This is a genomic window from Streptomyces sp. NPDC040410, assembly GCF_055595715.1.
The window spans coordinates 373,725-398,062 of record NZ_JBVIVK010000006.1; the positions used below are offsets into that span (position 1 = coordinate 373,725).

The 24,338-nt window shown below is 70.0% G+C and carries 23 protein-coding genes and 1 pseudogene; 11 read left to right on the top strand and 13 right to left on the bottom strand.

Annotation, left to right across the window (positions count from 1 at the left end; translation table 11 throughout):
• On the bottom strand, positions 1-2,046 hold a 2,046-nt coding region (locus ACZ562_RS16065), incomplete at its 3' end, for a protein kinase domain-containing protein (protein WP_471178695.1).
• Between the two features lie 712 nt (positions 2,047-2,758).
• On the opposite strand from ACZ562_RS16065, the pseudogene ACZ562_RS16070 reads away from it, so the two are divergent.
• Positions 2,759-2,863, top strand: a pseudogene (locus ACZ562_RS16070) (hypothetical protein); the annotation flags it as partial.
• 47 nt (positions 2,864-2,910) lie between these two features.
• Here the strand turns inward: ACZ562_RS16070 and ACZ562_RS16075 are convergent.
• Complete coding sequence (locus ACZ562_RS16075) at positions 2,911-3,204, bottom strand: hypothetical protein (RefSeq protein WP_471178848.1); 294 nt, start codon at positions 3,202-3,204, stop codon at positions 2,911-2,913.
• 362 nt (positions 3,205-3,566) lie between these two features.
• Positions 3,567-4,403, bottom strand: coding sequence for a tetratricopeptide repeat protein (locus ACZ562_RS16080; RefSeq protein WP_471178698.1), 837 nt, complete (start codon positions 4,401-4,403; stop codon positions 3,567-3,569).
• A gap of 294 nt (positions 4,404-4,697) precedes the next feature.
• Here ACZ562_RS16080 and ACZ562_RS16085 point away from each other — a divergent pair, with 294 nt between their 5' ends.
• Positions 4,698-4,874 carry a hypothetical protein gene (locus ACZ562_RS16085; RefSeq protein WP_471178701.1) on the top strand — a complete coding sequence of 59 codons (177 nt, stop codon included), beginning with the start codon at positions 4,698-4,700 and terminating at the stop codon, positions 4,872-4,874.
• Between the two features lie 9 nt (positions 4,875-4,883).
• On the opposite strand, the gene ACZ562_RS16090 is transcribed toward ACZ562_RS16085, so the two are convergent.
• On the bottom strand, positions 4,884-5,528 hold the full coding sequence (locus tag ACZ562_RS16090) for a hypothetical protein (RefSeq protein WP_471178703.1): 645 nt from the start codon (positions 5,526-5,528) through the stop codon (positions 4,884-4,886).
• A gap of 269 nt (positions 5,529-5,797) precedes the next feature.
• On the opposite strand from ACZ562_RS16090, the gene ACZ562_RS16095 reads away from it, so the two are divergent.
• Positions 5,798-6,721, top strand: a complete 924-nt coding sequence (locus ACZ562_RS16095; RefSeq protein ID WP_471178706.1) for an IS5 family transposase — start codon at positions 5,798-5,800, stop codon at positions 6,719-6,721.
• Here the strand turns inward: ACZ562_RS16095 and ACZ562_RS16100 are convergent.
• From ACZ562_RS16100 to ACZ562_RS16110, 3 genes are all read right to left on the bottom strand, one after another.
• The gene (locus ACZ562_RS16100) at positions 6,702-7,340 is read right to left on the bottom strand and encodes a hypothetical protein (RefSeq protein ID WP_471178709.1); all 639 of its coding nucleotides are present in this window, start codon (positions 7,338-7,340) and stop codon (positions 6,702-6,704) included. The two genes, ACZ562_RS16095 and ACZ562_RS16100, sit on opposite strands and share 20 nt — an antisense overlap.
• A gap of 197 nt (positions 7,341-7,537) precedes the next feature.
• A complete protein-coding gene (locus tag ACZ562_RS16105) occupies positions 7,538-9,133 on the bottom strand; it encodes a glycerol-3-phosphate dehydrogenase/oxidase (RefSeq protein WP_471178712.1) in 1,596 nt (531 codons plus the stop codon).
• Positions 9,130-9,729: a TetR/AcrR family transcriptional regulator gene (locus tag ACZ562_RS16110; RefSeq protein ID WP_471178715.1), complete on the bottom strand. Its 600-nt coding sequence runs from the start codon at positions 9,727-9,729 to the stop codon at positions 9,130-9,132. Before ACZ562_RS16110 ends, ACZ562_RS16105 begins: the two co-directional genes overlap by 4 nt.
• A gap of 73 nt (positions 9,730-9,802) precedes the next feature.
• Here ACZ562_RS16110 and ACZ562_RS16115 point away from each other — a divergent pair, with 73 nt between their 5' ends.
• Together ACZ562_RS16115 and ACZ562_RS16120 are read left to right on the top strand one after the other, a co-directional pair.
• Positions 9,803-11,398 (top strand): FAD-binding oxidoreductase, encoded by a 1,596-nt coding sequence (locus ACZ562_RS16115; RefSeq protein ID WP_471178718.1) that lies wholly within the window; start codon positions 9,803-9,805, stop codon positions 11,396-11,398.
• Positions 11,399-11,477: 79 nt separating this feature from the next.
• Positions 11,478-12,356: a YegS/Rv2252/BmrU family lipid kinase gene (locus ACZ562_RS16120; protein ID WP_471178721.1), complete on the top strand. Its 879-nt coding sequence runs from the start codon at positions 11,478-11,480 to the stop codon at positions 12,354-12,356.
• Positions 12,357-12,563: 207 nt separating this feature from the next.
• Here the strand turns inward: ACZ562_RS16120 and ACZ562_RS16125 are convergent, their stop codons facing one another.
• The 3 genes from ACZ562_RS16125 to ACZ562_RS16135 form a co-directional block, all read right to left on the bottom strand.
• Positions 12,564-13,064, bottom strand: coding sequence for a YjdF family protein (locus ACZ562_RS16125; RefSeq protein ID WP_471178723.1), 501 nt, complete (start codon positions 13,062-13,064; stop codon positions 12,564-12,566).
• Between the two features lie 470 nt (positions 13,065-13,534).
• Positions 13,535-14,515, bottom strand: coding sequence for a GNAT family N-acetyltransferase (locus ACZ562_RS16130; RefSeq protein ID WP_471178726.1), 981 nt, complete (start codon positions 14,513-14,515; stop codon positions 13,535-13,537).
• 423 nt (positions 14,516-14,938) lie between these two features.
• Entirely contained in the window at positions 14,939-15,691 is a 753-nt protein-coding gene (locus ACZ562_RS16135) for an SDR family oxidoreductase (RefSeq protein ID WP_471178729.1), read from the bottom strand.
• A gap of 805 nt (positions 15,692-16,496) precedes the next feature.
• Here ACZ562_RS16135 and ACZ562_RS16140 point away from each other — a divergent pair.
• The gene (locus ACZ562_RS16140) at positions 16,497-17,066 is read left to right on the top strand and encodes a hypothetical protein (RefSeq protein ID WP_471178732.1); all 570 of its coding nucleotides are present in this window, start codon (positions 16,497-16,499) and stop codon (positions 17,064-17,066) included.
• A gap of 97 nt (positions 17,067-17,163) precedes the next feature.
• Here the strand turns inward: ACZ562_RS16140 and ACZ562_RS16145 are convergent, their stop codons facing one another.
• Entirely contained in the window at positions 17,164-17,997 is an 834-nt protein-coding gene (locus tag ACZ562_RS16145; protein ID WP_471178735.1) for a LysR family transcriptional regulator, read from the bottom strand.
• A 72-nt stretch (positions 17,998-18,069) separates the two neighbouring features.
• Here ACZ562_RS16145 and ACZ562_RS16150 point away from each other — a divergent pair, with 72 nt between their 5' ends.
• Genes ACZ562_RS16150 through ACZ562_RS16160 form a run of 3 tightly spaced genes read left to right on the top strand, consistent with a single transcriptional unit; the run spans position 18,070 to position 20,617 of the window.
• Positions 18,070-18,945 carry a PhzF family phenazine biosynthesis protein gene (locus ACZ562_RS16150; RefSeq protein WP_471178738.1) on the top strand — a complete coding sequence of 292 codons (876 nt, stop codon included), beginning with the start codon at positions 18,070-18,072 and terminating at the stop codon, positions 18,943-18,945.
• Positions 18,942-20,006: an ornithine cyclodeaminase family protein gene (locus ACZ562_RS16155; protein WP_471178741.1), complete on the top strand. Its 1,065-nt coding sequence runs from the start codon at positions 18,942-18,944 to the stop codon at positions 20,004-20,006. The genes ACZ562_RS16150 and ACZ562_RS16155 overlap by 4 nt, the downstream gene beginning before the upstream one ends.
• An 8-nt stretch (positions 20,007-20,014) precedes the next feature.
• A complete protein-coding gene (locus tag ACZ562_RS16160; protein WP_471178744.1) occupies positions 20,015-20,617 on the top strand; it encodes a GNAT family N-acetyltransferase in 603 nt (200 codons plus the stop codon).
• A gap of 287 nt (positions 20,618-20,904) precedes the next feature.
• On the opposite strand, the gene ACZ562_RS16165 is transcribed toward ACZ562_RS16160, so the two are convergent.
• Positions 20,905-22,146, bottom strand: a complete 1,242-nt coding sequence (locus ACZ562_RS16165; RefSeq protein WP_471178747.1) for a PP2C family protein-serine/threonine phosphatase — start codon at positions 22,144-22,146, stop codon at positions 20,905-20,907.
• Between the two features lie 269 nt (positions 22,147-22,415).
• Here ACZ562_RS16165 and ACZ562_RS16170 point away from each other — a divergent pair, with 269 nt between their 5' ends.
• The gene (locus ACZ562_RS16170) at positions 22,416-22,769 is read left to right on the top strand and encodes a VOC family protein (protein WP_471178750.1); all 354 of its coding nucleotides are present in this window, start codon (positions 22,416-22,418) and stop codon (positions 22,767-22,769) included.
• Positions 22,770-22,870: 101 nt separating this feature from the next.
• On the opposite strand, the gene ACZ562_RS16175 is transcribed toward ACZ562_RS16170, so the two are convergent.
• Entirely contained in the window at positions 22,871-23,509 is a 639-nt protein-coding gene (locus ACZ562_RS16175; protein WP_471178753.1) for a LysE family translocator, read from the bottom strand.
• A gap of 222 nt (positions 23,510-23,731) precedes the next feature.
• Here ACZ562_RS16175 and ACZ562_RS16180 point away from each other — a divergent pair, with 222 nt between their 5' ends.
• A complete protein-coding gene (locus ACZ562_RS16180) occupies positions 23,732-24,265 on the top strand; it encodes a CGNR zinc finger domain-containing protein (protein WP_471178756.1) in 534 nt (177 codons plus the stop codon).
• Positions 24,266-24,338 lie beyond the last annotated feature (73 nt).

Sequence of the window (24,338 nt, forward strand, 5' to 3'; positions counted from 1 at the left end):
GTTCACGCTGTCTGTGTGGCCCTTCAGGGTCGCGGTGCGCCTGCCCGTCACCGCGCTCCACAAACGGACCGTCCCATCCTCACAACCGGTGGCCACGATCGTGCCATCAGGGCTGAACGCCAGCGAATTGATGTCGCTGGGAAGCCCGTCGTCAGTGGCGATGCGTTCGCCGGACGCCGAGTCCCACAGCTGGAAGATGTGGGGGGCGCTGCCACTGGCCAGGGTCCTGCCATCGGGGCTGTAGGCCACCGACCGGACTCCGACCTGCCACCCGACGAAGTAGCTGTCCTTTTCCTGGACTTCGGGCGTATTGAAAGCGGCGTTGAGCTTACCGGTCGCGGGATTCCACATCCGGATCTTCCCGTCGGCGCAACCGCCGGCCAGGGTCCCGCCGTCGGGACTGAACGCCACCGCGTACACCCCGACCACGGACCAGTAGGAGTCCGCATTGGGCACTTGGGGCGTGGTGAACGTGGCGCTGCGCTTGCCGGTCCTGGGATTCCACATCCGGATCTTCCCGTCGGCGCAGCCGCACGCCAGGAGTCCGCCATCGGGACTGAACGTCAACTCCTCCACCGGAGAGTCGAGGAGGATCGGTCTGGCGTGCTTCGACGGAGTCGAGGTCGGCTCCGCGGGTCGGTCGGGAGTGGCAGAGGGCTTCCCGGCCCTGGGAGAAGTGATCTCGGTTGTCCGGGCCAGGTAGATGCCGCTGGAGACTCCCACGGTGCCCACACCCGCCGCGGCCAGCAGCAGGACGGTGCGGCGCGTGGGCCTGACCGGCTTGTCCGAATCGGAGCCGGGCACCAGAGCCGACCCGCGTGAGACACCGCGATTCCCCGCCTCCTCCGGCTCGGGGGACGGCGACGCCGGGTTTGAGCTGGGCGGCGTGCGTGCCACGGCTGTCTGGGTGGGGGGCTGACCTGGGTCCGGTGCTGTCGGGTGGTTTCCGGCCAAGGTGGCGGGGTGGGCTGCCGCGGCCGGACGGTCGGATGCACCGGGCCTGGGCGCGTAATCGGACTGGACGGTGGGTGTGGGTCGGCCGGGGCCGCGCCGCGCATGCGGCGTCTCATCCGTGCTCCCGGCAGTCGCCGCCGGAGGTGTGGGTGGAGCCGCTGCGAGGGCTGTGCCGGTGGGCACCGTCGAGGGCGTGGGATGCGCGGTGCGCATGCGCACGGTGTGGGCCAGCGGTTCTGGCAGCCAGGCCGCTCCCGGGGTCGGCGCACCGCTCTGTGGCCCGGCCAGCCCGGCCAGTTCCTCCAGTACCTCAGGCACGGTGGGCCGCTCGTCAGGCTTCTTGGCCAGGCACCGCTCCACGACATCCCGCAGTCCCCCGGAGATGCCCGTCAGGTCCGGTTCCTGGTACACGATGCGGAACAGCAGCCCTTGTACCGATCCGGCGCCGAAAGGCCCCGCTCCTCGTGCGGCGTAGGCGAGCACCGATCCCAGGGAGAACACATCACTCGCCGGCCCGGCCCGCTCGCCGGTCAGCTGTTCCGGAGACATGAACCCCGGCGTGCCCACCACCACACCGGTCCGTGTCAAGGCGGTCGCTTCGCTCGCCACCGAGATCCCGAAATCGATCACCCGAGGCCCGTCCAGGGCAAGCAGCACATTCGACGGCTTCAGATCCCGATGCACGACCCCCACGCCGTGGATCGCCTCCAGGGCCTCGGCAAGCCCCGCGCCCAGCGCAGCGACCGACTCCTGCGGCAACGCCCCGTGCTCGGCCACCGCGTCGGCCAGCGAGACCCCCGGGACGTAGGCCGTGGCCAGCCATGCCGGCGCGCCGTACGGATCGCTGTCGACCACGCCGGCGGTGAACACCCCGTTCACCCGGCGGGCCGCTTCCACCTCACGCCTGAACCGACGCCGGAACTCCGGATCCTCAGCCAGTTCGAGCCGTACGACCTTCACCGCGACGGCGCGCCCACCCCGGGAAAGCCCCAGGTACACCCGCCCCATCCCGCCTTCACCCAAACGCGCCACGATCCTGAACGGCCCCACGTGCGTCGGATCGTCAGCCTCCAAGGCCGTGAACGCTTCCACTCGGCTCCTTTTCTCTTCGGCCGTTCCGACGACCGGACTGCACCTGGCGCAACCATGTTCGCATCCGTGTCCGCACAGCATTGACTCGGCCTGCTGGTACCCCGAATTGCTCAGACCTCCGCGGGACTGCGGACAAGTGCACAAGTGTTGACGTGTCTTCAAAAAGCCATAATCTGCTGGGCTTTGATGACGACATTGCTCGACAAAACCGCCGACACGACGGAACGCACCTGCCGGCCTGGGGCTGAAAGCCCCCTGAAGCGGGCCGAGATTCCGAAATGTTTTGAGTAGTTCTACGCATGCGAGGAGAGCAGTGGACGTGCAGGATGGCTGCCGAAGACCGTCTCCCCAGGGATGATCTTGCGCTGACCTCCTGCAACGGGAGGCCGCGCAGCTCCTTTTCCCGCGCGCGGCAGCCTCCAGAACCCAGCGCACCGCGCGTTTCAAGGCTTCGTATCCCGGGGCTCGCGACTTTCGATCGACTGACGGCAACGACCGCCGCAACCGACGCCGACGGCCGGACATCCCGGAATCCGTCAAAGGTCGAGAGCATGGGTGCCACCTGAAGTGTTGCGGCCCTGGATCGTGGCACGCAACGCAGCCCCCCGCGACCCTGACGGTGAACTTGTAGGCCGTGTTCTCGGACGACGCGTACTCCCCGGAAACTGACCGCATGAAGCCGGAAAGGTCGACTTCCACGTCGCTTTCATAAATGACGCCGTCGGCGAGGCGTACACGCCGTCGTCGTTGTCGCTTTCTGCCCTTCGAGGGAGCGGGGGCGGGTGGATCCTGGCACCTCAGGCTCAACAAGGACCTCCCGCAGTTCGAGTTCTCCTCCATCACCGACATGGTGCTGCAGCTGCGCTACACGGCGCGGAGGGCGGAGCCGTTCTGCGTGACCGGTCGGCCGCCGAACTGCGCCAGACCCTGGGCGAAGCGGCCCTGGCCGAGGGACGGCGCGGCCTGTACCGGGTCTTCGACCTGCGCCGCGAGTACCCTGATGCCTGGTACCGCTTCCTGCATCCCGCAAGCCAGGCCGACGGCCAGGCGATCATCCTCGACGACCTCGCCGAGGGCCTGCCGTACTGCACTCGTGGCTTCGGCTCGCGCAAGGCCCGCCGGGTCGAAGTCGTCGTACGCCCCGGGGATCCGGCCCACACCTTCGAGGCCCAGCTCTCCCCGCTCGGAACCGCCCCCGCCGACCTCCTGCAGATCGGCCCCGAACCCCTACTTTGAGGGCCTGCACCGCGGGGCCAAGGACCTGACCGGCAACGAGATCGACCTGGGCCCCTGGACGCTCAAACTGCGACGTACCGGCGCCCCGGATTTCCGGTCGCTTCCGCCGGACGGGGTGGGGGAGGTGTTCCTGATCGTCAACTACATCGCGGCCTGACGGGGAGCGAGAGCACCATCCGAGACCATCTCAGGTACCCGGCCGGTTGTGGCGAGCGATCCGGTCCCGGAAACCGCTCGCCCGTCGTCTCGCGTTGGCGGTCGACGAGACGGGGGTACAGCTCACGTCAATGCTGATTGCCCATCGGATTGCCGGCCTCCTTCGCTCGCGCGAACCAGGCCTTCGCCTCGGCCTCCCGGCCAGTCATCCGCAACAACACGCCATAGTTGTTCATGCCGTCGGGATCCCCGCCCTCAGCGGCTTGGCTCAGCCACGGTTCGGCGCCGGTCAGGTTGCCCTGCTGGGCGAGAACAATCCCCAGGTTGGTGGCGGCGCCGGTGTGGCCGGCTTCCGCGGCGAAGCGGTACCAGCGCTGTGCTTCGGCAATGTCCGACAGTTCCTGCAGGCAGATGGCCAGGTTGTACGCCGCCGCGGTGTCACCCGCTTCCGCTGCGCGCTGCCACCAGTGCAGTTCGGCATCGGGATCACCGTGGAGAGCATGGTGGGAAGCGAGATTGGACATCGCCCGTCGATCTCCGCCGGCCGCGGCGCGCTCGTACCAGGTGAGCGCCTCCGCGGACTCGCCACGATCGGTATGCAGCACTGCGAGCCCGAACGCCGCCTCTGCGTCTCCCTCCGCGGCGGCCCTCCGGTACCACGGCTCGGCGGTCTGGACGCCGCCTCGGCTGAACGCCATATCGGCCAACGCGACCATGGACCGGACGTGCCCGGCCTCTCCGGCCTGGCGCCACCACAGTTCCGCCCCTGCGTCGTCACCGCGGTCACGGCATCGGAGGAGCCCCAGGTTGTACATCCCGCTCGGAGAGCCGGCCCGGGCGGCGCGCTCGTACCACTCCTCGGCATCATCGGTCATGTCCTGCTTCATGAGCTCGGTGCCGAGGCGGTTCATGGCCTCGACCTGCCCTGCTTCCGCCTGCGCCTTGAGACTGTCATTTATCGTCACAGACGTCATCTTGCCAGCCCATATCACTGAGAGCCTGGTGATGACGGGCACGGTGGTTCGAGTGTGGGTTTCTGGGGCTCATCAGGCCGTTCCCGCCGCCGCGCAGGGTCTTCGACTTCTTCCGCCGCTGGGTGCGCCAGGACGTGTTCACCGCGATCCACGCCGCGCTGGGGAAGGAGGTCCGCCGCCGCGCGGGACGCTCCGAGCAGCCGACGGCCGCGATCATCGACGCGCAGTCGATCAAGGCCGCAGGTCACCAAGGTCTGGGCGGACCACGGTTACGACGGAGAGCTCGTGCCCTGGAGCCGCCGGACCCTCGGCCTCGATCTGGAGATGCCCGACCACCCCGGCCGCCGCAAGGGCCAGGGCTTCAAGGTCATTCCCAAACGCTGGATCGTGGAACGCACCCTGGCGTGGATCACCCGGCGGCGCCGCTGCCTGCGCGACGCCCCGGCCATGGGGGTGCGGTAGACGGGGCGGTCAGTGTTCGAGGTCGGCGCGCATGGCGGCGAAGAGGCGGGCGGCCTCGGCCGGGGTGGTGCGGGGGAAGAGTGCGACGGCGGCGGTGGTGGTGTCGGACCAGCCGCAGATGACGTCGGTGGCGTTGGCGGACTCGGGCAGGCTGAGACACTCGAGGGATCCGCCGAACGGGCCGGGCTGGTACGGCTTGGCGGTGGTGGGGGTGCCGGTGGAGCCGTTCTGCAGCGCGTAGTCGATCAGGCCGCGCCAAAGGTGCTCGCGACGCTTGTTCGTGTCCTCGGGAACGCTGTCGACGCCAACGAAAAGGATGCGGCGGCCGGAGGTCTGCCCGGCACGGTTGTAGTCGGCGACCACCAGGTGCATGCCGTCACGCATCTCGCCCGGGTCGACCGGGACGTCGGAGACCGCGCTGGCACCGGTGGCCCTGGTGAGCCCGCCGGCGGTGGCGGCCTCGGCCAGCGTGTGCTTGCCCGAACCGGCGGGCGAGGTGGAGAAGGCGGACCTTGCGGGCGCGGAGACAGGGGCGGAGGCGGCGGGAGCGGCGGGAGGGGCTTCGGCTTCGGCTGCGGGGTCGCAGGCGGTCAGCGTCAGCGTGGTTGCGAGGGCGATCGTGGCGAGGAGGGTGCGGGGACCAAGGATGGGCATGGCGGAGTCTCCCGGGGTGTGGTGGTCGGCTGGGCTGCCGGGCCCAATGGCCGCACGCTAGTGGCCGACTGGGCGGGCGGGTGCCCCGAGCCCAGTTCCCTTACAGCACCGGGACATGGTGGTGACGTAAGAGCCTGGTGATGACGGGCACGGTGGTTCGAGTGTGGGTTTCTGGGGCTCATCAGGCATGCAGAGGGGGCCCTCTGGAGAGTTTTTCGTTGCCACGAAACACCCTGGAGGACCCCGTGCCGCAGTTGTACCAACCTGCCGTGTCTGCCGACAACTTCACCGCTCACGCCTGCGCGTGTCTGCCCTGCCGGTACGGCAACGTCCCGTCCGGCCCCGTCCACGAGCGGGCCTTCGAGACGGACATGACCGATACCGAGTGGGAGGACGTGCGCGTGGTCATCCCCTCCCCGCCGTGGATGGAGGGACGCGGGGGACGGCCGGAGGAGTACTGCCACCGGCAGATACTGGACGCGCTGCGCTATCTCGCGGACAACGGAGTCAAGTGGCGCTCGCTCCCCGAGCCGTTCCCGCCGCCGCGCAAGGTCTTCGACTTCTTCCGCCGCTGGGTGCACCAGGACGTGTTCACCGCGATCCACGCCGCGCTGGTGAAGGAGGTCCGCCGCCGCGCGGGACGCTCCGAGCAGCCGACGGCCGCGATCATCGACGCGCAGTCGATCAAGGCCGCCGAGACAGCAGGGGCCGCGACGCGGGGTTTCGACGGCGGCAAGCAGATCAACGGCCGCAAAAGACACATCGTCATCGATACCCTCGGCCTGGTCCTGCTGGTGGCCGTCACCGCCGCCGACGTGAACGACCGGACCGCTGCCATGGCACTTTTCCACCGCCTCACCCTGCTGTTCCGGCAGGTCAACAAGGTCTGGGCGGACCACGGTTACGACGGAGAGCTCGTGCCCTGGAGCCGCCGGACCCTCGGCCTCGACCTGGAGATCCCCGACCACCCCGGCCGCCGCAAGGGCCAGGGCTTCAAGGTCATTCCCAAACGCTGGATCGTGGAACGCACCCTGGCGTGGATCACCCGGCGGCGCCGCTGCGTGCGCGACTACGAACGCCGCCTGGACCACCACGCGGCCATCGTCCTGATCGCTCTGGGCATCTCCATGAGCCGCCGCCTCGCCGGCCGCACCGACATCCCCGCCCGAAAGATCAGCCGGGCAGCCTGGTGAACTTCCCGTCGCCCCGCTTCACGATCCACCCCTTCGCCGCGAGCCGGGAACACACATCCCGCGCCCGCTGCTGGCGGGCTGGCGTCATCTCCCAGCCCAGCTTCTCGGCCACCTGCCGGGCCAGCACCGGCCCCCTGGCCTCCCGCACGACCACCAGCGCCGCCCGATACACCTCAGGCAGCACCCCCTCGTCCAGCCCCGGTCCCCACGACGCCACCGGTCCACGCGGCACCGCCACCGCCGACTTCCCGACCCCCGCGGGCCCCTCCACCCGGCGGCCCGGCAAGGACACCCCGACCGCGTCAGCCGCCTCTTCCACCTCCGTCAGCACCTGACTCAAGGAGGCAGCGGCCTCCGTCAGCTCCGAGCGCTCCTCCAGCGCCAGCCGCAGCCGCCGCACCGCGTCCTCCTCCGCCGCGGCCTCCGCCAGCCAGTAATCCACCTCCTCTTGAGCCTCAGCCAGCAAGGCCTGCCACTCCGTCGCCTTCCCCCGCGCCAGCTCGGCTTTCGCCGCCATCAACGACATCACGGACACCATCGAGACCTCCCGCACGCACTCGGAACCCCTCGATCCCTCGCCCCGCAGCCGACGGATACCCCGGCCCAGGAACACGATCACCCGCCAGAGTGGCCCACCTCGCAATGGCAAGCCCTTGATCACCAGGCTCTGAGGCGTGTTTGTCGTGGCTTCGCCCAGTGAGCCGACGGGCCATCAGGTCGGCCACATGGCGAGGTGGATCCTGGCTTCCGAACGGCCAGGCAGGGCTTCGTAGTCGCGGGTCAGACGGTGGTGGAGCCCCACCCCCGTGATGGATCTCAGCCTGTTGCCTGGTTCTGCCTGAACAAGTCACGGGCGGTGGCAAGCGCATTTGCTCGGTCGTCGGGGACCAGTCCGATGCGGGTGCGGCGGTCGAGGAGATCCGCCGTGTCGAGGGCGCCTTCATGGCGTACGGCCCACAGCAGTTCGGCCCGGGTGACGGGGTGGCCTTCCAGGACGGGTTCGGCGAGCCGGGGATCCCGCGCGCTGAGGGCGTGGACGGCCGGTGCTTCGGCGCCGTAGCGATGGATCAGGCGGCGCGGGGCCCGGAGTGTGGTGAGAGTGTGCGGCGGTGCGGCGCCGACCAGGGGGAGTGACGCGGTGGGGGAGGGCTTCGCGGACAGGCCATGGGTGGCGACGGCCGCGTCGACGGCGTCCTCGGCCATCCGCCGGTAGGTGGTGAGCTTGCCGCCGACCACGGTGATCACACCCTCCGGGGAGGTGAGAACCGCGTGCTTGCGGGAGATGTCCGCGGTGCCGGCCGCCGCGCCGGAGCCCGCGACCGGTGTGGTGTCCAGCAGGGGGCGAAGGCCCGCGAAGGCGCCCACCACGTCATGGCGGTGGACGGGGACGTCCAGGGCTGAGCCCAGGACGTCGAGCAGGAAGCCGATGTCCGTCTCGGGTACTTCAGGGATGTCCGGGATGTCGTGGTCGACGGGTTCGTCGGTGAGTCCGACGTAGATCCGGCCGTCACCCTGGGGCAGTACGAGGACGAAGCGGTTGGTCTCGCCGGGGATCGGGATGTGCAGACCGGCCGGGAGGGCGCCGAGGTGGTCCGAGCGCAGGACGAGGTGGGTTCCCCGCGAAGGGCGGATGCGGACGCCGTCGACCAGACCGCCCGCCCACACGCCGCATGCGTTGATCACGGCACGGGCCCTGATCTCACCCTCCTCACCGGTGAGTTCGTCCCGTATCCGGGCGCCGGACCGGGTGAGTTCCAGCGCCCGTACGCGCGTGAGGATCCGTGCGCCGTGGGCCGCGGCCGTGCGGGCGATCGCGGTGACCAGACGGGCGTCGTCGGTGACGCGGCCGTCCCAGGACAGAAGGCCTCCGCGGAGTCCGGCGCCGCGCAGCGCGGGAGCGAGGTGGCGCGTCTTTGCCGCGGAGAGCCTGCGCGGTGCGGGCAGGGTTGCCCGTGCCGTGCGCGCCGCCAGGCGCAGTGCGTCGCCGGCGCGGAAGCCGGCCCAGGCCAGTGCGGCCTGACCGCGGGAGACCAGCGGGGTGAGGGGCAGCACGAACGGCTGGGCGCGCACCAGATGGGGTGCCGTGCGCTCCATGAGGACTCCGCGTTCGCGTGCGCTTTCGTGGGCGACGTCGAGTTGGGCGGAGGCGAGGTAGCGCAGGCCGCCGTGAATGAGCTTGGAACTCCAGCGCGAGGTGCCGAAGGCCAGGTCGTGGGCGTCGATCGCGACGACCGTCAGTCCGCGGGCGGCGGCGTCCAGTGCAGCTCCGGCACCGGTCGCGCCGAGACCGACGACCAGAACGTCCACGGTCGGACCGCCGGCGCTCCCGGCCAGTTCGCGCAGACGGCGGGCGGCGGTCAGGGACGACCCCGGAACCGGGTGGGAGGGCGAGGCCGTGCTGCTGGGGCTCATGGCGTCATGGTCCTCTCGAGGATGGTGCGCAGTTCTGCGTAGAAGGCCTCGGCGGTCAGGTCGGGGTCGTCCTCGTCGGTCATGGTGCGCAGTGACAGGGTGAAGGACTGGGCGACCAGGAGCAGGGACCGGGCTTGTCGTGCGGGGTGGCCGGGCCGCACCGATCCGTCGGCGTGCCCTTCCCGCAGGGCGTCGGCGAGCATTTCGAGCAGGGCTTCCTGGCTTGCGCCGCGCCTGTCCAGTACGTAGGGGAGGAGCAGCTCGGGGTCGACGTCGATGATCTTGCGGAAGAGCGGATGAGCGCGGAAGGCGTCCACTCCCCTCACCAGGCCGTCGACGATCAGGGTGCGTGCGCCGGTCCCCGGTGTCGGTCGGGGCATCGCCCGGGTGGCCGCCTCGATCCACTCCCTGGTCATCAAGTCGCCGACCAGGGAGCGCACATCGGGCCAGCGGCGGTACAGCGTCATCCGGGAGACGCCCGCACGGCGGGCCACGTCGGTGAGTGTGGTGCGCCGGACACCGACGGCCAGGACGCAGTCGCGCACAGCGTCGAGAACCGGATCACTGTCCGAAGCGTTGTGACGAATAGGCGTCATGTGTCACAGTGTAACGCCTGCGTGGCAGTGCAGGAGACGGCACACTTTCGCAACGACCGGTGAGGACAAGCGCATGGACATGCTGTGGAGCGGCTGGGGCGACCCGGCCAGGGCGACGCCGCTGCCCGACACGGTGATCGGGCTGCTGCGCGACCTGCTCGGGGTCAAGCCCCGCAGCGCCGAGCCGGTCGCCCTGGAAGAGATCGCAGCGCCCGAGTCACCGCTGGACCCCGCCGCACGCCGGGCGCTCGTCGACGCCGTGGGCGGCGAGGCCCACGTCCGCACCGACGCCGAAGCCCGCATCCGGCACACCCGCGGCAAGTCCACCCCCGATCTGCTGCGGATCCGCAGCGGCGACGTGGACGGCATCCCGGCCGCCGTGGTCCTCCCGGCGAGCCACGACGAGGTACGTGCCGTGCTGAGGGTGTGTGCCGAACATCACCTGGCCCTGGTGCCGTTCGGCGGCGGCACGTCTGTGGTCGGCGGTCTCTCGCCTGAGCTGCGACGCCCCTTCGTCGCGCTGGACCTGGGCCGCATGGACGCTCTGCTCGCCCTCGACCCGGTCTCCCGTACCGCAACCCTGCAACCCGGACTGAGAGCTCCGCACGCCGAAGTGCTCCTGGCCGAACACGGCTTCACCCTCGGTCACTTCCCCCAGTCCTACGAGTGGGCCACCATCGGCGGATTCGCCGCCGCACGCTCCAGCGGACAGGCGTCCGCCGGGTACGGCCGGTTCGATGAGATGGTGCTCGGCCTCACCCTGGCCACCCCCGCCGGCACCCTCGACGCCGGCCGCGCGCCGCGCTCGGCCGCAGGCCCCGACCTGCGTCAGCTCATCCTGGGCTCCGAGGGAGCATTCGGTGTCATCACATCGGTGACGGTACGGATCCGCCCCCTCCCCAAGACCCGCATCTACGAAGGATGGCGCTTCGCCTCCTTCGAAGATGGCGCCGCCGCCCTGCGGCGTCTGGCCCAGGACGGGCCGCGGCCGACCGTGCTGCGTCTGTCGGACGAGTCCGAGACGCTGATCGGCCTCGCCCAGCCCGATGCCATCGGCTTCTCCGGCCTCCCTCCGGCCGCGGGATGCATGGCGATCGCAGGCTATGAGGGCACCGAGGAGGACACCACGTACCGCCGGGAGCGGGCCGCCGCCGTGCTGGGCGACTGCGGCGGCACCTATCTGGGCGAGGAGCCGGGGGAGAGCTGGGCTCATGGCCGCTACTCGGCGCCCTACCTGCGTGACGCGCTGCTGGATGCGGGGGCGTTCGCCGAGACGCTGGAGACGGCGGCCTTCTGGTCCCGCCTGCCCGAGCTGTACGCCTCCGTCCGTACAGCCCTCACCACCACGCTCACCGCGTCGGGCACTCCACCGCTGGTGACGTGCCACGTTTCTCACGTCTACGAGAACGGCGCCTCGTTGTACTTCACCGTCGTGTCGGCGCAGGGTGACGATCCCGTGGCGCACTGGGCGCCCGCCAAGCACGCCGCGAACGAGGCGATCATGGCCGCCGGCGGCACGATCAGCCACCACCACGGTGTGGGCAGCGACCACCGGGACTGGTATGTACGGGAAGCCGGACCGCTCGGCATCGACGCCCTGCAGGCGGTCAAACGACGGCTGGACCCCACGGGGCTGCTCAACCCGGGCATCCTCCTGCCCGCCGACTGATCCGGCTCCGCCCACCCCACTCCACCCCACCCCACTACAGTCCGTGCACGACCCGTCAGCCGCCTTCGGAGGCACTTCGATGCGACAGTTCACCGCCATCGTCAACCCCACGGCCGGCGGATCCACGGGGGTCGCGGCACTGCTCCGGGTAGCCAGGCTGCTGCGCGAGGCGGGGGCCGAGCTGGAGACCGAGTACAGCCGCAGTCTGGCCCACGCACAGGACCTGGCCCGGCATGCGGGGTCGCGGCAGCGGGTGGTCCTCGCCGTCGGCGGAGACGGGATCGTCGGCGGCATCGGAGGGGCGCTCAGCGGAACGGGCACAGTCCTCGGACTGGTCCCGGCCGGCCGCGGCAACGACTTCGCCCGAGCGCTGGGGCTGCCCACCGACCCGGCCGCGCTTGCCCGGGTCCTGCTCGGCAACGTCCCCCGTCTCGTCGACACCATCGAAGTGGAGTCCGCCCACGGTCGCACCGTCGCACTCGGCAGTGTGTACGCAGGCGTGGACGCACTCGCCAACCGCCATGCCAACCGCGCCAGAGTGCTGCGCGGAGCCGCCTCGTACTACATGGGCGGACTGCGTGCCGCGGCCACCTGGCGCCCGGTCACCTATCAGGTCACCGTCGACGGTGAGGAGCACACACACCGCGGCTACACCGTCGTGGCCGCGAACTCCGCCTACTACGGATCCGGCCGCCTCATCGCCCCCGATGCGCGGGTCGACGACGGGCTCCTCGATGTGGTGATGATCCGTCATGCGCCGCGGCGCCTCTTCTTCACCCTGATGAACGAGCTGAAGTCGGGCGCGCACGTCCACCGCCCCGAAGTGCGGGTCCTGCGGGGCCGGGAGATCCGCATCGAGGCGGACCGGATGATTCCGTACGGCGCCGACGGCGAGGTCGACGCCGTACTCCCCGTCACAGCGAGGGTGCTGCCCGGCTCACTCTCCGTGCTGTGCTGAACGCCCCGCCGTCGGCCGCATGGGCGCGCCTACGGCCGGATCGCCAGAACAGGTCGCTCGCCTGGATCATGCATGCCCGTCGGCATGCGTGGGACTACGAACGACTCGTCCAGCACGCCGAAACGCTGATCACGTGGGCCGTGATCACGTGCATGACCCGCCGCCTCACCCGCAGCAAGAAAGGCCCGGCCCGCATCGGGCTGCCTCTCAACGGCCGCGCTTGCGTAGCTTGCGCTTGGCGCGCGCGACGGCGTACCTGTGCTCAGAATCCTCTTCCTTTCGTCTCTTGGCCTCCTCCGCGGAGCGCGACTTGCGTTGCTCGACTTCCAGCCGAAGCGCTTCTTGGGAAGCAGTGCTGCGTCGCCCCTGAGCAACCCTGGCCGCCTCACGGGTGGCAAGCCTCATCGCACGCTTCGGGTTGGGGCGAGCCAGGCGGCGGGACTCTGCGGGCACCGCAGGATTGGCATGCGCGCGTTCCAACAGGGTCAGGCCATGGCACAACAGGAACTGATACAGCTCGGCATCGGTGGGCTCGCTGCCGAACACGTGCCGCGTCGCGCGCACTTCTCCCGCCTCGGCGATCTCAAGAACGCCGACCCAGAACGGAGTCTCAAAGCAGAGGGTGAACGTCACAGAAGTGGACAATGATCTCTCCAGGGCGAACGAAAACGCCAGCCTGACGAGGCCGGATTCCGGCACACCGGACATCCCTGGAGAGGGCGGATACAGACTGCCGCGTAACGGCAGCGCCCGGGCTACCAACCGGGCCGCGTTGTGTGTGCCGGATCAGACTACCGCAGCGGCACTTTGATGTGTTCGCCGAGCGGGCCTCGGAGCGTGGGCACCCGGGTTCCTGCCTTCTGGTGTCCGGATGCTCGTTGGCCGGTGCAGTTCACGTGGACCGCCTCGCGCCCGTTGTCGTCGATGCCGCGCAGGAGGCCAGCGAGTCCCTCGGCTACCAGCCCGACAAGGTCCTCCCGCCTCCCACGCCCGGCTGAGGCCGTCGCGGGCCCGGGGGCCGGCCACCCCCGAGCAGATCGGCGAACCCTGGCGAGGCCACGAGTGATGGGCGGTCGCCCGGTCGCCGTCACCGGGAGTGAGGACGGGCACGGTGTGGCGGAACGTTCACGGGTTCGCGCAGCACCGGGCCTTCCTCGCCGGCCGAGTGTGGCCGGGTCTCAGCGCCAGTCGTCGATCACGTAGGCGCCGGGGTGGCTGTAGCCGGGTTCGTTGGGCCTGTGCATGGTCACGCCCTGCAACCAGGTGCGGAAACCGCGGTCGACCATTCGCCGGTAGGCATCCTGGCGGGCCAGGTTCATTCCGGCGTCCAGTTGCCCCAGGCCGCGCTCGGCGGCGAGCCGCTCGCACGCGGTGAGCAGTCGTTCGAACCGGTCGGCCGCCTCCGGGCCAGGGCGCACGGCGCCGAATTTGACGAAGCACACGTCCTCTCCGGCCTCCGACCCGGCTCCGCAGTGGCAGACGGCCAGGCCATCGAGCTCGGAGCCGACCCCCTGGAGCAGGATGGTGTCACCGAGTCCCTGCGCGTGCGTGGCCACGATCTCGCGTTCCACGCTCAGGCCCTCGAACACGGCCTCGGTCAGGGTGCGACAGAGGCTCAGGGCGTTGGGCCGCTCGGCGTCGGGAAGCTCGCCGTACAGCACTCGGCCGGGGACCGCGGCACTGCCTGCGACCTGCTTCCTCATGATGGCTGTGAGGAATCGGGGCCAGAAACCGTACCGGCGGTAGAGCTCAAGGTGCTTCGGACTGTGCGAGAAGGTGAACAGGCCCAGGTGTCGGTTCTCCCAGGTCTCGAAGCGGTCCATGACCGGCTCCATGAGGCGCCTGCCGACGCCCTGGTCCCACAGGTCCGGATGTACGGTCAGCGGGCCGAAGTACCCGACGCTGCCCCAGTTGACGGCGAAGTTCGATGCAACGACTTCGCCCTCGACCGTCGCTGCGAAGGCCGCATGTGGATCGGCCGCCCAGCGAGTGCGGACGTAGTCGGCGGTCCCGAAGAACGTCTTCGGCTCGGGAAGCCCGAGGAACGTCCCGAAGGCGACCCTGAAGATCTCGTCGGCCCGGTCCAGGTCCGCCTCACCCAGCGGGCGGACCGACACAGGGCCCGTGCCACTCTTGCGCTCCCCTGCCGGTGGGATCATCGCTCTCTCCTTCCCGACCCCCTGTTTCATCGCACCACGGGCGTGCGCCGCAGGCGAGGCGAAAGGTCCACCGATACCCGCAGACCGAGGACCGGCCGGTCTGCCTTGCCTGTCCGCCGGGAAACTGCAGCAGTCACCAGGCCGAATCCCGACCGGTCGAACAACGGCCACTACGGGTACCGAGGCCCAGGAAGGCCATCCCCTGCCCGGGACGGGGAGTGAGTCGACGGGTGCTGTCCGTTCTCGTGAACATCGACCTCGGCCCCGGGCGGGCGCCACCCAGAGTGCTGAACAATCGCCGTCGTGATCCGTGAACAGAACCAGCCGGCCCTGGCTGCCCGCGACCGGTGAATGCCACGCCATCCGATCAGTCACCCCAACACACCGGCCACCAAGCGTGGACAGGTGGCCACCAGCTCGCCGTCATCCTGCTGTAGTGATGGGCGGGCTCATGGATTCGAAGTGGAAGGCGCTGATGTAACAGTCCCGTGGTTGCCGGATCGCGAAGGTGATGCAGTCGAGCAGGGACTGGGCGGCGAGGGGGTCGTGGGCGCCGCGCGGCGTCGATTCCCACTCCGGCGACAGGGGGTCGCGGGTCTCGAAGTCCGGCGGGAACAGGGAGATGACGCGGACTCCTCGAGGACGCAGTCGACGGGAGAGGGACTCGGTGAAGGCTCGTTGGGCGTGCTTGGCGGCGTAGTACGCCTCGTGTGCCCTCGGGTGCTGGGCCCCGGACACTCCGCAGACCGAGACCATCGTGATGACGTCGGGGCGATCGGAGGCCAGCAGCAGTGGCAGCAGGTTCTTCGTCACCAGGATGGTGCCCGTGCCACCTGAGGCGAGGGTGTCGGCCACGTCCTCATCGGAGGCCGACAACAGGTCCGGGCCTTCCAGCCAGCGGGCTCCGTTGTTGACCAGAACGTCGATGCGGTCGGTGCGTTGACCAACGGCCTGGGCGAACGCACGGATCGAGGCGGGATCGGACAGGTCACAGGCGAACGCGTGTACCCGGTCGTGACCGCGGTCGAGGATCTCGGCCCGGGTGCGTTCAGCTGCTTCCAGGGTGCGTGCGGCGAGGAAGACCTCCGCGTCGAGGCCGGCGAAATGGTGAGCCAGGGCGCGGCCGAAATCCCGGCCGGCGCCGGTGATGACCACACGACGGTCGGCGAGACTCATGCGGCGGCTCCACTCGAAGCCGCCGCTGCCGAGCGCCGGATGACGTCCGGGGTGCTCCGGACGATCTGGAGCGTGCTGACGCGCACGCTCACGCCCTCGATGGCGTCGGTGTCCGGTGCTGCTTCGGCGGCACCATCGAGCCGGTATCGATCAGGCTGCGCTGAGTGGTCCGGGGGTTGGGTGACCTTGATGTGTATCACGGCGGTTCCACTTCTCTGGGCGGTTCGAGAGCGTTCCGCCCTCACCGAACCGCACTACGACAAGATCTATTCCAGGTGGCCGAATGGACAGTGAGCAGACCTTCAACATCCGAAAAGCCCCCTCGCCGCCAAGGACGGTTCGGCTCCGCCGTAGTACGCAGCCCAGCCCAAGCGATAGGGGCAGGTACCGCGGGACAGCGGTGTCCTGCCCCCGAGGCTTCTGCTTCGCGGGCGGATAGGAGCGGACGTTCGGTGAACGGCGGCAGGAGCCGAAACTGCTGGTCGACTTCATCCGCTCCGCCTGACCCGCGGCGGAGCTTGCCTGGACGTACTGCTGTGCCGAGGGACGAGTTGCTGCCCGTTGGTGCCGGTGGAACTACTCAACTTTCTACGGCACTTCAGGGTTGGGAGTATCTGCGGGCGCGGTGGGTCTGAGCGGGAGGCTTACCCTTCCCGTCATGGTTGACGATGTCCATGAGGATGATTCGGGTGCTGGGTCGGTTTCGGCGGGTGAGTGGTGCACCGATCCGGGGTCCCGTGACGGGCGGGGCTTGTCGCGTTCAGTGCCTGGTGACCCGGCGCGGCGGGACGCAGGGGGCGAGCGGATGAGTCCTCGCACGAGGCGCTCCCTGAGCGTGGCCATCATCGGCAATGCCTGGTACCTCTTCGGCTTCCTGTACGAGGAAGTCGTCGACGTGCCGAACGTGATGTTCGGATCGTCCGCGGCGAAGGCCCAGGCACTGTGGGACCCGTATCACTGGGCCACCAACCCCGTCTTCTACTACACGATCGTGGCTCTTCCCACCCTCGCCTCGCTCGTACTGCTCTGGCTCGGGCGCGGCGAACTGTCTCCGGCCAACCGTGCCCGGCTGCGCGCCGCATTGGGCGGCCACATCGCAGTGGCCGTGCTCACGGGAATCGCGGTCACACAGATCAACGGGACGCTCTACTTCGGATCCCCGATCGGCGACTCGGCACGGGTCCACACCCTGGCGTGGACGTGGTTCGTGGTCAATGCCCTGCGTATCGCGGCAACCGCCCTGACCGTGATGAAGCTCATCGCCATCCACTCCGACGTGCTGAGTGCCGCGGCACATTCAGGAGGAACCGTGCGTGGTCTTGCGACCGGCAGGCCGACTGACCCGCTTCGGGACGGACCAGGCTCTACAGGCTGACGTCAGCCACCGGCTGGGACGTGCGGTGACCGACGTTGTCGGTCTCACGTTCGCCGGGCTGATACGGAACCCGCCCCGGCAAGAGTCTCCTCGTCGGTCAGATCAGGCGTCTGAGCACATCCTCCACGGCGTCGATGAGGGGAACACCCTCGGTTCCGGGCCGTCGGACCAACCCGAGTTCGACGTCGGGGAGTTGGGGGAGGCCGCGTGCGGCGGTGCCCGGTTCGGCGGTGGCCGGGATGAGGGCGGCGGCGCCGAGACCGGCGCGGACGGCTGCCCGGACGCCGGGCAGGCTGGTGCTCTCGAAGGCGGTGCGCCAGGTGCGTCCGGCGGCTTCGACGGCGTCGAGCAGCGGCTGGCGCCAGCGGCACGGCTGGGAGAAGAGAACCAGGGGGAGGGGGTCGAGGGTGGTGTCCATGCCTGGGGCGGCGGCCCAGGTGAGGGGGAGGTGTACGGTCCAGCGTGGTGGTTCGGGCAGGTAGGACGGGTCGCACAGGGCAAGGTCGATGCGTCCTTGCTCGTATGCCTCGCGCAGTATCGGGCCGGGCCCGCTGATCAGCTCCAGGGTCGCTTCGGGGTTCATGCGGGTGAAGTCGGCCAGGGCCTGGGGGAGCGGGGCGGCGGTGAGGTCCTCGAGCAGGCCGACACCGCAGTGGCCCTGGACGGCGGGCGCGGCGACGGTGAGCGCCTGGGCGGACAGGGCCAGGATGCGTTCGGCGTACGGCAGCAGTGCCTCGCCGGCCTTGGTGAGGGTGACGCCGGTGGCGGCGCGGTGGAGCAGGGACTGGCCGACGGCGCGCTCCAGCCTGCGCAGCTGCTGGCTCAGCGCGGGCTGGCTGTTCCCCAGGGCGGTGGCTGCGCGGCTGATGCTGCCGGAGCGGGTGCAGGTGACGAAGACCCGCAGCTGTGCCATGTCGAGATCTGAAGCCATAACCAAAGATTATGTGGGTCCTTCGTGATTGGCCAGTTCCTTAGGGCCTGGCGGCCCCGTAGCGTCGGCCGCATGCACTTCCTCCACGTCGACGTCTTCACCGACCGGCCCTACAGCGGCAACAGCCTCGCCGTGTTCCCGGACTCCGCCGGGCTCAGCGGCGCCCAGATGCAGCGGATCACCCAGGAACTGCGTCACTTCGAGTCGATCTTCCTGTCCCCGGACGGGGCACCGGCGGGCCCTGCCTGGCAGGCGCGTGTCTTCGACCTCATCGAGGAACTGGACTTCGCCGGACACCCGGTCATCGGGGCGGCCTGCGTGCTGCACGCCCTGCACGGCGCCGGCGAGCGCGAGACATGGACGCTGCGGCTGAAGGCCCGCACGGTCGAGGTGACCACACAGCGGCGGGGACCCGGACGGTACGCGAGCGTGCTGGACCAGGGCCGGGCGTCGTTCCTCGGCCGCCCGGACCCCGCGGACGCCAAGGACCTGGCCGCGTGGTTCGGCCTCGACGAGGGCGACCTGGATCCGGATCTGCCCCCCGAGGTCGTCTCGACGGGGCTGCGCTATCTGGTGCTCCCGGTCCGCGAGGGCGCCCTGGCCCGCGCCCACATCGGCTCGGACATCACCGAGCAACTGGCGGCTCTCGGCGCCCAGTTCGCGTACGTCCTCGACGCCACCACGCTGGAGGCGCGGCACTGGAACAACGACGGGCTGACCGAGGACGTTGCCACCGGCAGCGGAGCCGGCTGCGCAGCCGCCTACCTGCGTCGCCACGGCCGTACCGGCGACGGCGAAGCCGTGACGTTGCGGCAGGGCCGGTTCACCGGACGCCCCAGCGAGATGACGATCAGCGCCCACGGTGACGGGGAGGACATCCACTCCGTGCGGGTCGGCGGCGATGTCGCCTTCGTCGGTGAAGGACGGCTGGAGGTGCTCCCCCAGTGACCGCGACGTCTGAGACCACACAACCGGACCAGCCGATACCGGCGTACGTCGGGCCGGACACGATCCGCGCGATCGTCGGGTACGAGGACGTCATCGAACCGGTGGCGGCCGCGCTCGCCGACTTCAGCCGCGGGCTGGGTGACTCTCCGGTGGCGGTGTTCGCACCGGCGGGCCGGGACGGCGACGTGCACGTGAAGTCGGCCTGGTTGCCGGGTCGTCCGTTCTTCACGGTGAAGGTGGCCACCTGGTTCCTGGAGCGCTCCCGGCAGGGCGGCACGCCCGGAGCCGGTGTCGTCGCCGTGTTCGACGCCCGGACCGGGGACCTGCGGGCCCTGCTGGAGGACGAGCACCACCTGTCCGACATCCGCACCGCGGCCGCCGGCGCACTGGCCGCCCGTACGATGGCCCGTCCGGACTCCGCCGTACTCGGTGTCCTGGGTACGGGGGTTCAGGCGTACCTGCAGGTCCTGGCCGCCGCGGACGAACTACCGATCAAGGAGGTACGGATCTGGGGGCGTCGCGCGAGCAGAGTCCAGCGACTGGCCGCCGCCCTGGGCGCCCGCCGTCCCGACCTGCGCGTGACTCCGGTGGGCACCGCCCGACAGGCGTGCGAGGGCGCGGAAGTCCTGGTGACGGCCACCGCCAGCACCGAGCCGCTGGTCGATGCGGCCTGGCTGACCCCCGGCCTGCACATCACCGCCGTAGGCGCCGACGACCCGACCAAGGCCGAACTGTCCTCGGCCTGTCTCCACCGCGCCGACCGGATCGTGGTGGACAGCCGCGCGCTGACCGCCGTACACGGGGACCTGGCCCGGGCCGGAACGGCCTTCCAGGACCTCACGGAACTCGGAGAGGTCCTCGCAGGATCGGCGCCGGGCCGCGAGCGAGTCGGCGAGATCACCGTCTGCAAGCTCATCGGCCTGGGCGTGCAGGATCTTGCGGCGGCCCAGGTGACGCTCGGCCGCCTCCGGGGCGCCGGGCAGCACCGGAAGTGGCCACCGGCCTGCGCTACGGACCTGCACATGGACACCGTCCCGGCCCGCCCGACGGCGGGGAGTTGACGTACACCATGTCGTCCCGCCCAGTCCGCGCACGGGTTGCAACGTCCACGGACATCGACGCTGTCGTCGACACCCTGACCACCGCCTTCTTCCACGACCCGCTCTGGGGCCCGGCGTTCCCCGACGCCGAACACCGCACCGTGCAGGCGGCCGCCCTGTGGCGCCTGTACGCGACGTCGGCACTGCGGCACGCGTGGCTGCTGGTGACGCAGAACGTGGAGGCTGCGGCCGTTTGGATTCCGCCCGGCGGAGATGAGCTGACCCCCAAGGAGGCGGCCGGCCTGAAGGATTTCCTGGAGCGGGCGGCGAACCCGGCGGTGGCCCGGACGGTCCTGGCGATGGCCGCCCAGTTCGAATCGGCCCGCCCCCACGAGCCGCACTTCTACCTCACGCTCCTGGGCACCCACGACCGCCACCGGGGCCGCGGGCTCGGCATGGGCCTGCTGGCCGACAGCCTGGCGCGCATCGACGCCGTGGGCGCTCCGGCGTACCTGGAGTCGTCCAACCCGGCGAACCTCGAGCGGTACGCAAGCGTCGGCTTCGCCGCCCGCGACCGGATCACCACCGCGACCGGCCACGTCGTCACCACCATGTGGCGGCCTGCCCGGTGACACGAAACGCCCGAAGCCGCCCGAGCCGGCCGCCGAGCCACAGCGCGCTGCGACCGGCGTGGTCCCAGGCTTCCCACGACGGAGCCCTGCGCTGCGCGACCGTACGCCTGTCGAAGGCGGAGAAGCGGCCGACGCCCTCCAGCGTCCCGGGCCGTGAAGGACGTCAGGCGGCCCGTACGCCTGGCGGAAGGCGGCGATGAGCGAAGCCCGAGGCCGCGACCGTGACGGCCGCCCCCTCACCACCCGCAGAAACAGAGCCAGAACCTGACGAAGCACTGGAAGCACTATTAGAGGCGGGCGACGATCAGGGCGATGTCGTCCTCCCCTCCGCTGCTGACTCCGAGGTGGTACAGCAGGGAATCGGCCAGGTGTTCAGGGCCGAGGCGCGGGCTGGCGGCGAGGCTGTCCGTGAGCCGGTTCAGGCCGACGTCGATGTCCTCGCCACGGCGTTCGATGAGCCCGTCGGTGTAGAGCACGAGGGTGTCGCCGGGGGCGTAGGGCACGGCCGCCTGGGGGCGCGGGACATGCTGGGGGCGGGCGCCCAGCGGGGGGTCGGTGGCCTGGTCGAGCAGGACGAAGGTGCCGTCGGGGCGGATGAGGACCGGTGGGAGGTGACCGGCGCTGCTGTAGGTGATGTGGCGGCGGCGGGTGTCGATGACGGCCTTGACCGCGGTGGTGGCCAGTGCCCCCTCCACCGAGCGGGCGTAAAGGCCCAGGACCTCCATGGCCCTGGCGGGCTCGTGCAGGGCGCGGACGGCGGCGGACAACGCGCTGCGGAGCATGCCCATTTCGGCGGCGGCTTCCAGGCCGTGGCCGACGACGTCGCCGACGGCGACGGAGAAGGCGTCGTCGGACAGGTCCACTACGTCGTACCAGTCTCCGCACAGGTTGAGCCCTTTGGCGGCGGGCAGGTAGCGCACCGCGATGTTCGGGTGCCGGGCCAGGTCCGGGGACTGCAGCATGGCTTCCTGGAGGGTGACGGCGACCTTCCGTTCCCGGGCGTGGGCCTGCCGCAATTGCTCATTCAGCCCCTGGAGTTCCTGCGCCCGCGCATAGAGTTCGGCTTCCATGGCCTGCCGCTCGCTGAGCGCTTGACCCGGCTGCGGGTGGGCGGCATGGGAGAGCACGAACTCGGTCACGTCCTCCACGCGGTGGATGATCCACGCCACGTGTCCGTCGGGTCCCAGCACGGGGGTGTTGATCGGGGACCACCACCTTTCCTCGAACCCCCCGGGGCTGTCGGGCACGAGGATGTCGTACTTCTGCACCGCCATCGTGTCCGCCTGGTTCGAGCGCAGAACCCGGTGCAGGGAAGCACTCAGGTTCCGTACGCCGTCGGCGTCGGGGTCTGCCGGGTTGTCGGGGAACGCGTCGAAGAGATACTTCCCGACCAGGTCGTGCCGAGAACGGAGAGTGGCGCGGCTGTACGCCTCGTTGACGTCGAGGATCACAAGATCCGGGCCCAGCACCAGATACGGACTGGGTGTGGCGTCGAACAAGGCCTGGTAGTCGATCGGCGGTGTGGTCACAGGCGCCTCCCCTTCCCGTGCGGTGGCCCTCTTCCCTCGTTCCACTATGAGCGTTGTCGATCACCACATCTGCATGGCAGGGCCTCGGAGTGTCGGAGAAGCGCTGCGTCAGACGGTTGCTTCAGTGGGGCGGAGAACAACGCACCCGATGCCTTGAGACCGTCGCCGCCGACGGAGTCCAGCGACTTCCCCACGATTGAGACGGGGGAGTGAAGCGGGCGATGGTGTGGTGCCAACCCGCCCGATCGCCGTCCTGGCAAGATAGCGACATGGAACGTGTGCTGGGAATCGGCGGATACTTCATGCGGGCCACCGACCCGCAGGCCCTGAGCGCGTGGTATCGCGATTGCCTGGGCCTGGACGTCGATGAGAACGGCCTGTGGCGTCAGGAGGCCGGGGTGACGGTGTTCGCGACGTTCGAGTCCGAGACCGACTACTTCGGGTCCCGCGCCCAGCAGACCATGCTCAACTTCCGAGTCCGTGACCTGGATGCGATGGTCGCGCAATTGCGCGCCAAGGGAGCGGACGTGGCCCGGGACACGCAGGACATGGAGGGTGTCGGCCGATTCGGCTGGGTTACCGATCCTGAGGGCAATCGGCTCGAGCTGTGGCAGCCCGCCTGACCGTGTCCAGACGCCATATCAAGCACACCATCCCCGAGCCGAAGGACCAGCGGGCCAACCGCAACCGCCGTGGCGGCAAAGGCCAGGGGCAGCCGGACATCTCAGAGTGGAACGATGGCCAGTCGGATGCCGAGCCCGATGAGCGCGGAACCCATGACCCCATCCAGCGCGGCCGCGAGACCTGGTCTCCGGAGCCGGCGGCCTACCCGGGTGAGCAGGTAGCTCATCCCCGGATACCACGTCATGAGCACCGCGGTGTGAGCGAGGAGCAGCGCGGCAGCGGCCGGGACGACCGCATCGTCAGGCCCGATGAACTGGGGGAACACGGTGGTGTAGAAGATCCCCACCTTGGGGTTGAGCAGGTCGCCGATCAGACCGCGGCGGAACCCGCCGTACGCAGAGAGTTCTGGAGCGGCACCGTCGGGCCGTTGGTCCGTCGACCTGCGCCTGGCCGAGCGCAGGGCCTGCACTCCCAGGCAGATCAGGTACACCGCGCCCGCCAGCCGGAGCCCGTCGTATGCCGCGCGCGAGGTCGCCATCAAGCCGGCGAGTCCGAGCACCGAGCCTGTGGCCCAGAGAACCTTGCCGAGCGTCAGGCCGACCGCGGCGGCGACCGCGGCACGTTGACCGCCCTGTCGCGCGCAGCCCAGCACGACCGTGAGGTTGGCGCCGGGAGTTGCCGCAAGGACCAGGCACAGCGCGACGAAGGAACCCAGCTGGGCCCAGCTGAGCCCTAGCACGCCGACTCACCGCCACCGGCTGCCCGTCCGACCGTGGTCACCGGTTCAGGCGACGGCCTGCATGGTGGCGCAGGCCCGTCCTTGAGGACATCCCCGGCAAGCAGGATGCGGAGGCGTCCGCACGGGCAGCGCTGGTAGCGCACCCAGCCCAGGGATGTCGAGTGCTTGGACAGGGTGCGGAAGACGCAGGGAGTCATGCCGAGAGCGTGATGCAATGAGTAAATGCATTTCAACGCTTACGGTGGCAACGCGGCCCTGCTGGCAGCGACCCTGGCCAACCTCGACGACCGGTGCGAGGCCCGCATGGTCGAAACCCTGCTGGCCGAGCACCGGGTGGCGCGCGCCCAGCTGACCGATCAGCAGCTCCAGCTGCTGCTGGCCTGGCGCCTGCGCCTCTGGGAGGCGTTCGCTGCTCCCACCGGGCCGGAGCAGGTCGATGTCGTCAACCGGTTGCTGGCCGATGCGGCGGCCCGGCCCTACGTGTCCACGCACGACGGCCAGCCGCCGCACCTGCACTACGCCGACGAGAACGCCGACGTCGTCACGCGAGTACGGGCCACCACCGCGGCCGGGCTCGCCCTGGTCCTCACCGAGACCGATCCCTGCCGACTCGGGCGGTGCTCCGCCCCAGGCTGCCGCACCGTCTTCGTCGACGTGTCCCGCAACGGCCGCCGCGAATACTGCTCACGCCTGTGTGCCACACGGGTCCACGTGTCCGCGCACCGCGACCGGAAGCGGCGGGGCAAGGCCCTTTGAGCACCGACCGCTGACGCAATCCGAAGGCTGGCCAACACCGGCATCGGGACCGGCCCGGCCGGCGTTGTCACCA

Bases quoted from the DNA above. Each gene is read 5' to 3' on its own strand.
- ACZ562_RS16120 (WP_471178721.1), top strand. From the start codon at position 11,478: ATGCGACAGTTCACCGCCATCGTCAACCCCACGGCCGGCGGATCCACG.
- ACZ562_RS16140 (WP_471178732.1), top strand. From the start codon at position 16,497: ATGAGTCCTCGCACGAGGCGCTCCCTGAGCGTGGCCATCATCGGCAAT.
- ACZ562_RS16115 (WP_471178718.1), top strand. From the start codon at position 9,803: ATGGACATGCTGTGGAGCGGCTGGGGCGACCCGGCCAGGGCGACGCCG.
- ACZ562_RS16130 (WP_471178726.1), bottom strand. From the start codon at position 14,515: ATGATCCCACCGGCAGGGGAGCGCAAGAGTGGCACGGGCCCTGTGTCG.
- ACZ562_RS16180 (WP_471178756.1), top strand. From the start codon at position 23,732: ATGCATTTCAACGCTTACGGTGGCAACGCGGCCCTGCTGGCAGCGACC.
- ACZ562_RS16090 (WP_471178703.1), bottom strand. From the start codon at position 5,528: ATGCCCATCCTTGGTCCCCGCACCCTCCTCGCCACGATCGCCCTCGCA.
- ACZ562_RS16135 (WP_471178729.1), bottom strand. From the start codon at position 15,691: ATGAGTCTCGCCGACCGTCGTGTGGTCATCACCGGCGCCGGCCGGGAT.
- ACZ562_RS16125 (WP_471178723.1), bottom strand. From the start codon at position 13,064: ATGTCCGGTGTGCCGGAATCCGGCCTCGTCAGGCTGGCGTTTTCGTTC.
- ACZ562_RS16150 (WP_471178738.1), top strand. From the start codon at position 18,070: ATGCACTTCCTCCACGTCGACGTCTTCACCGACCGGCCCTACAGCGGC.
- ACZ562_RS16105 (WP_471178712.1), bottom strand. From the start codon at position 9,133: ATGAGCCCCAGCAGCACGGCCTCGCCCTCCCACCCGGTTCCGGGGTCG.
- ACZ562_RS16145 (WP_471178735.1), bottom strand. From the start codon at position 17,997: ATGGCTTCAGATCTCGACATGGCACAGCTGCGGGTCTTCGTCACCTGC.
- ACZ562_RS16110 (WP_471178715.1), bottom strand. From the start codon at position 9,729: ATGACGCCTATTCGTCACAACGCTTCGGACAGTGATCCGGTTCTCGAC.
- ACZ562_RS16170 (WP_471178750.1), top strand. From the start codon at position 22,416: ATGGAACGTGTGCTGGGAATCGGCGGATACTTCATGCGGGCCACCGAC.
- ACZ562_RS16160 (WP_471178744.1), top strand. From the start codon at position 20,015: ATGTCGTCCCGCCCAGTCCGCGCACGGGTTGCAACGTCCACGGACATC.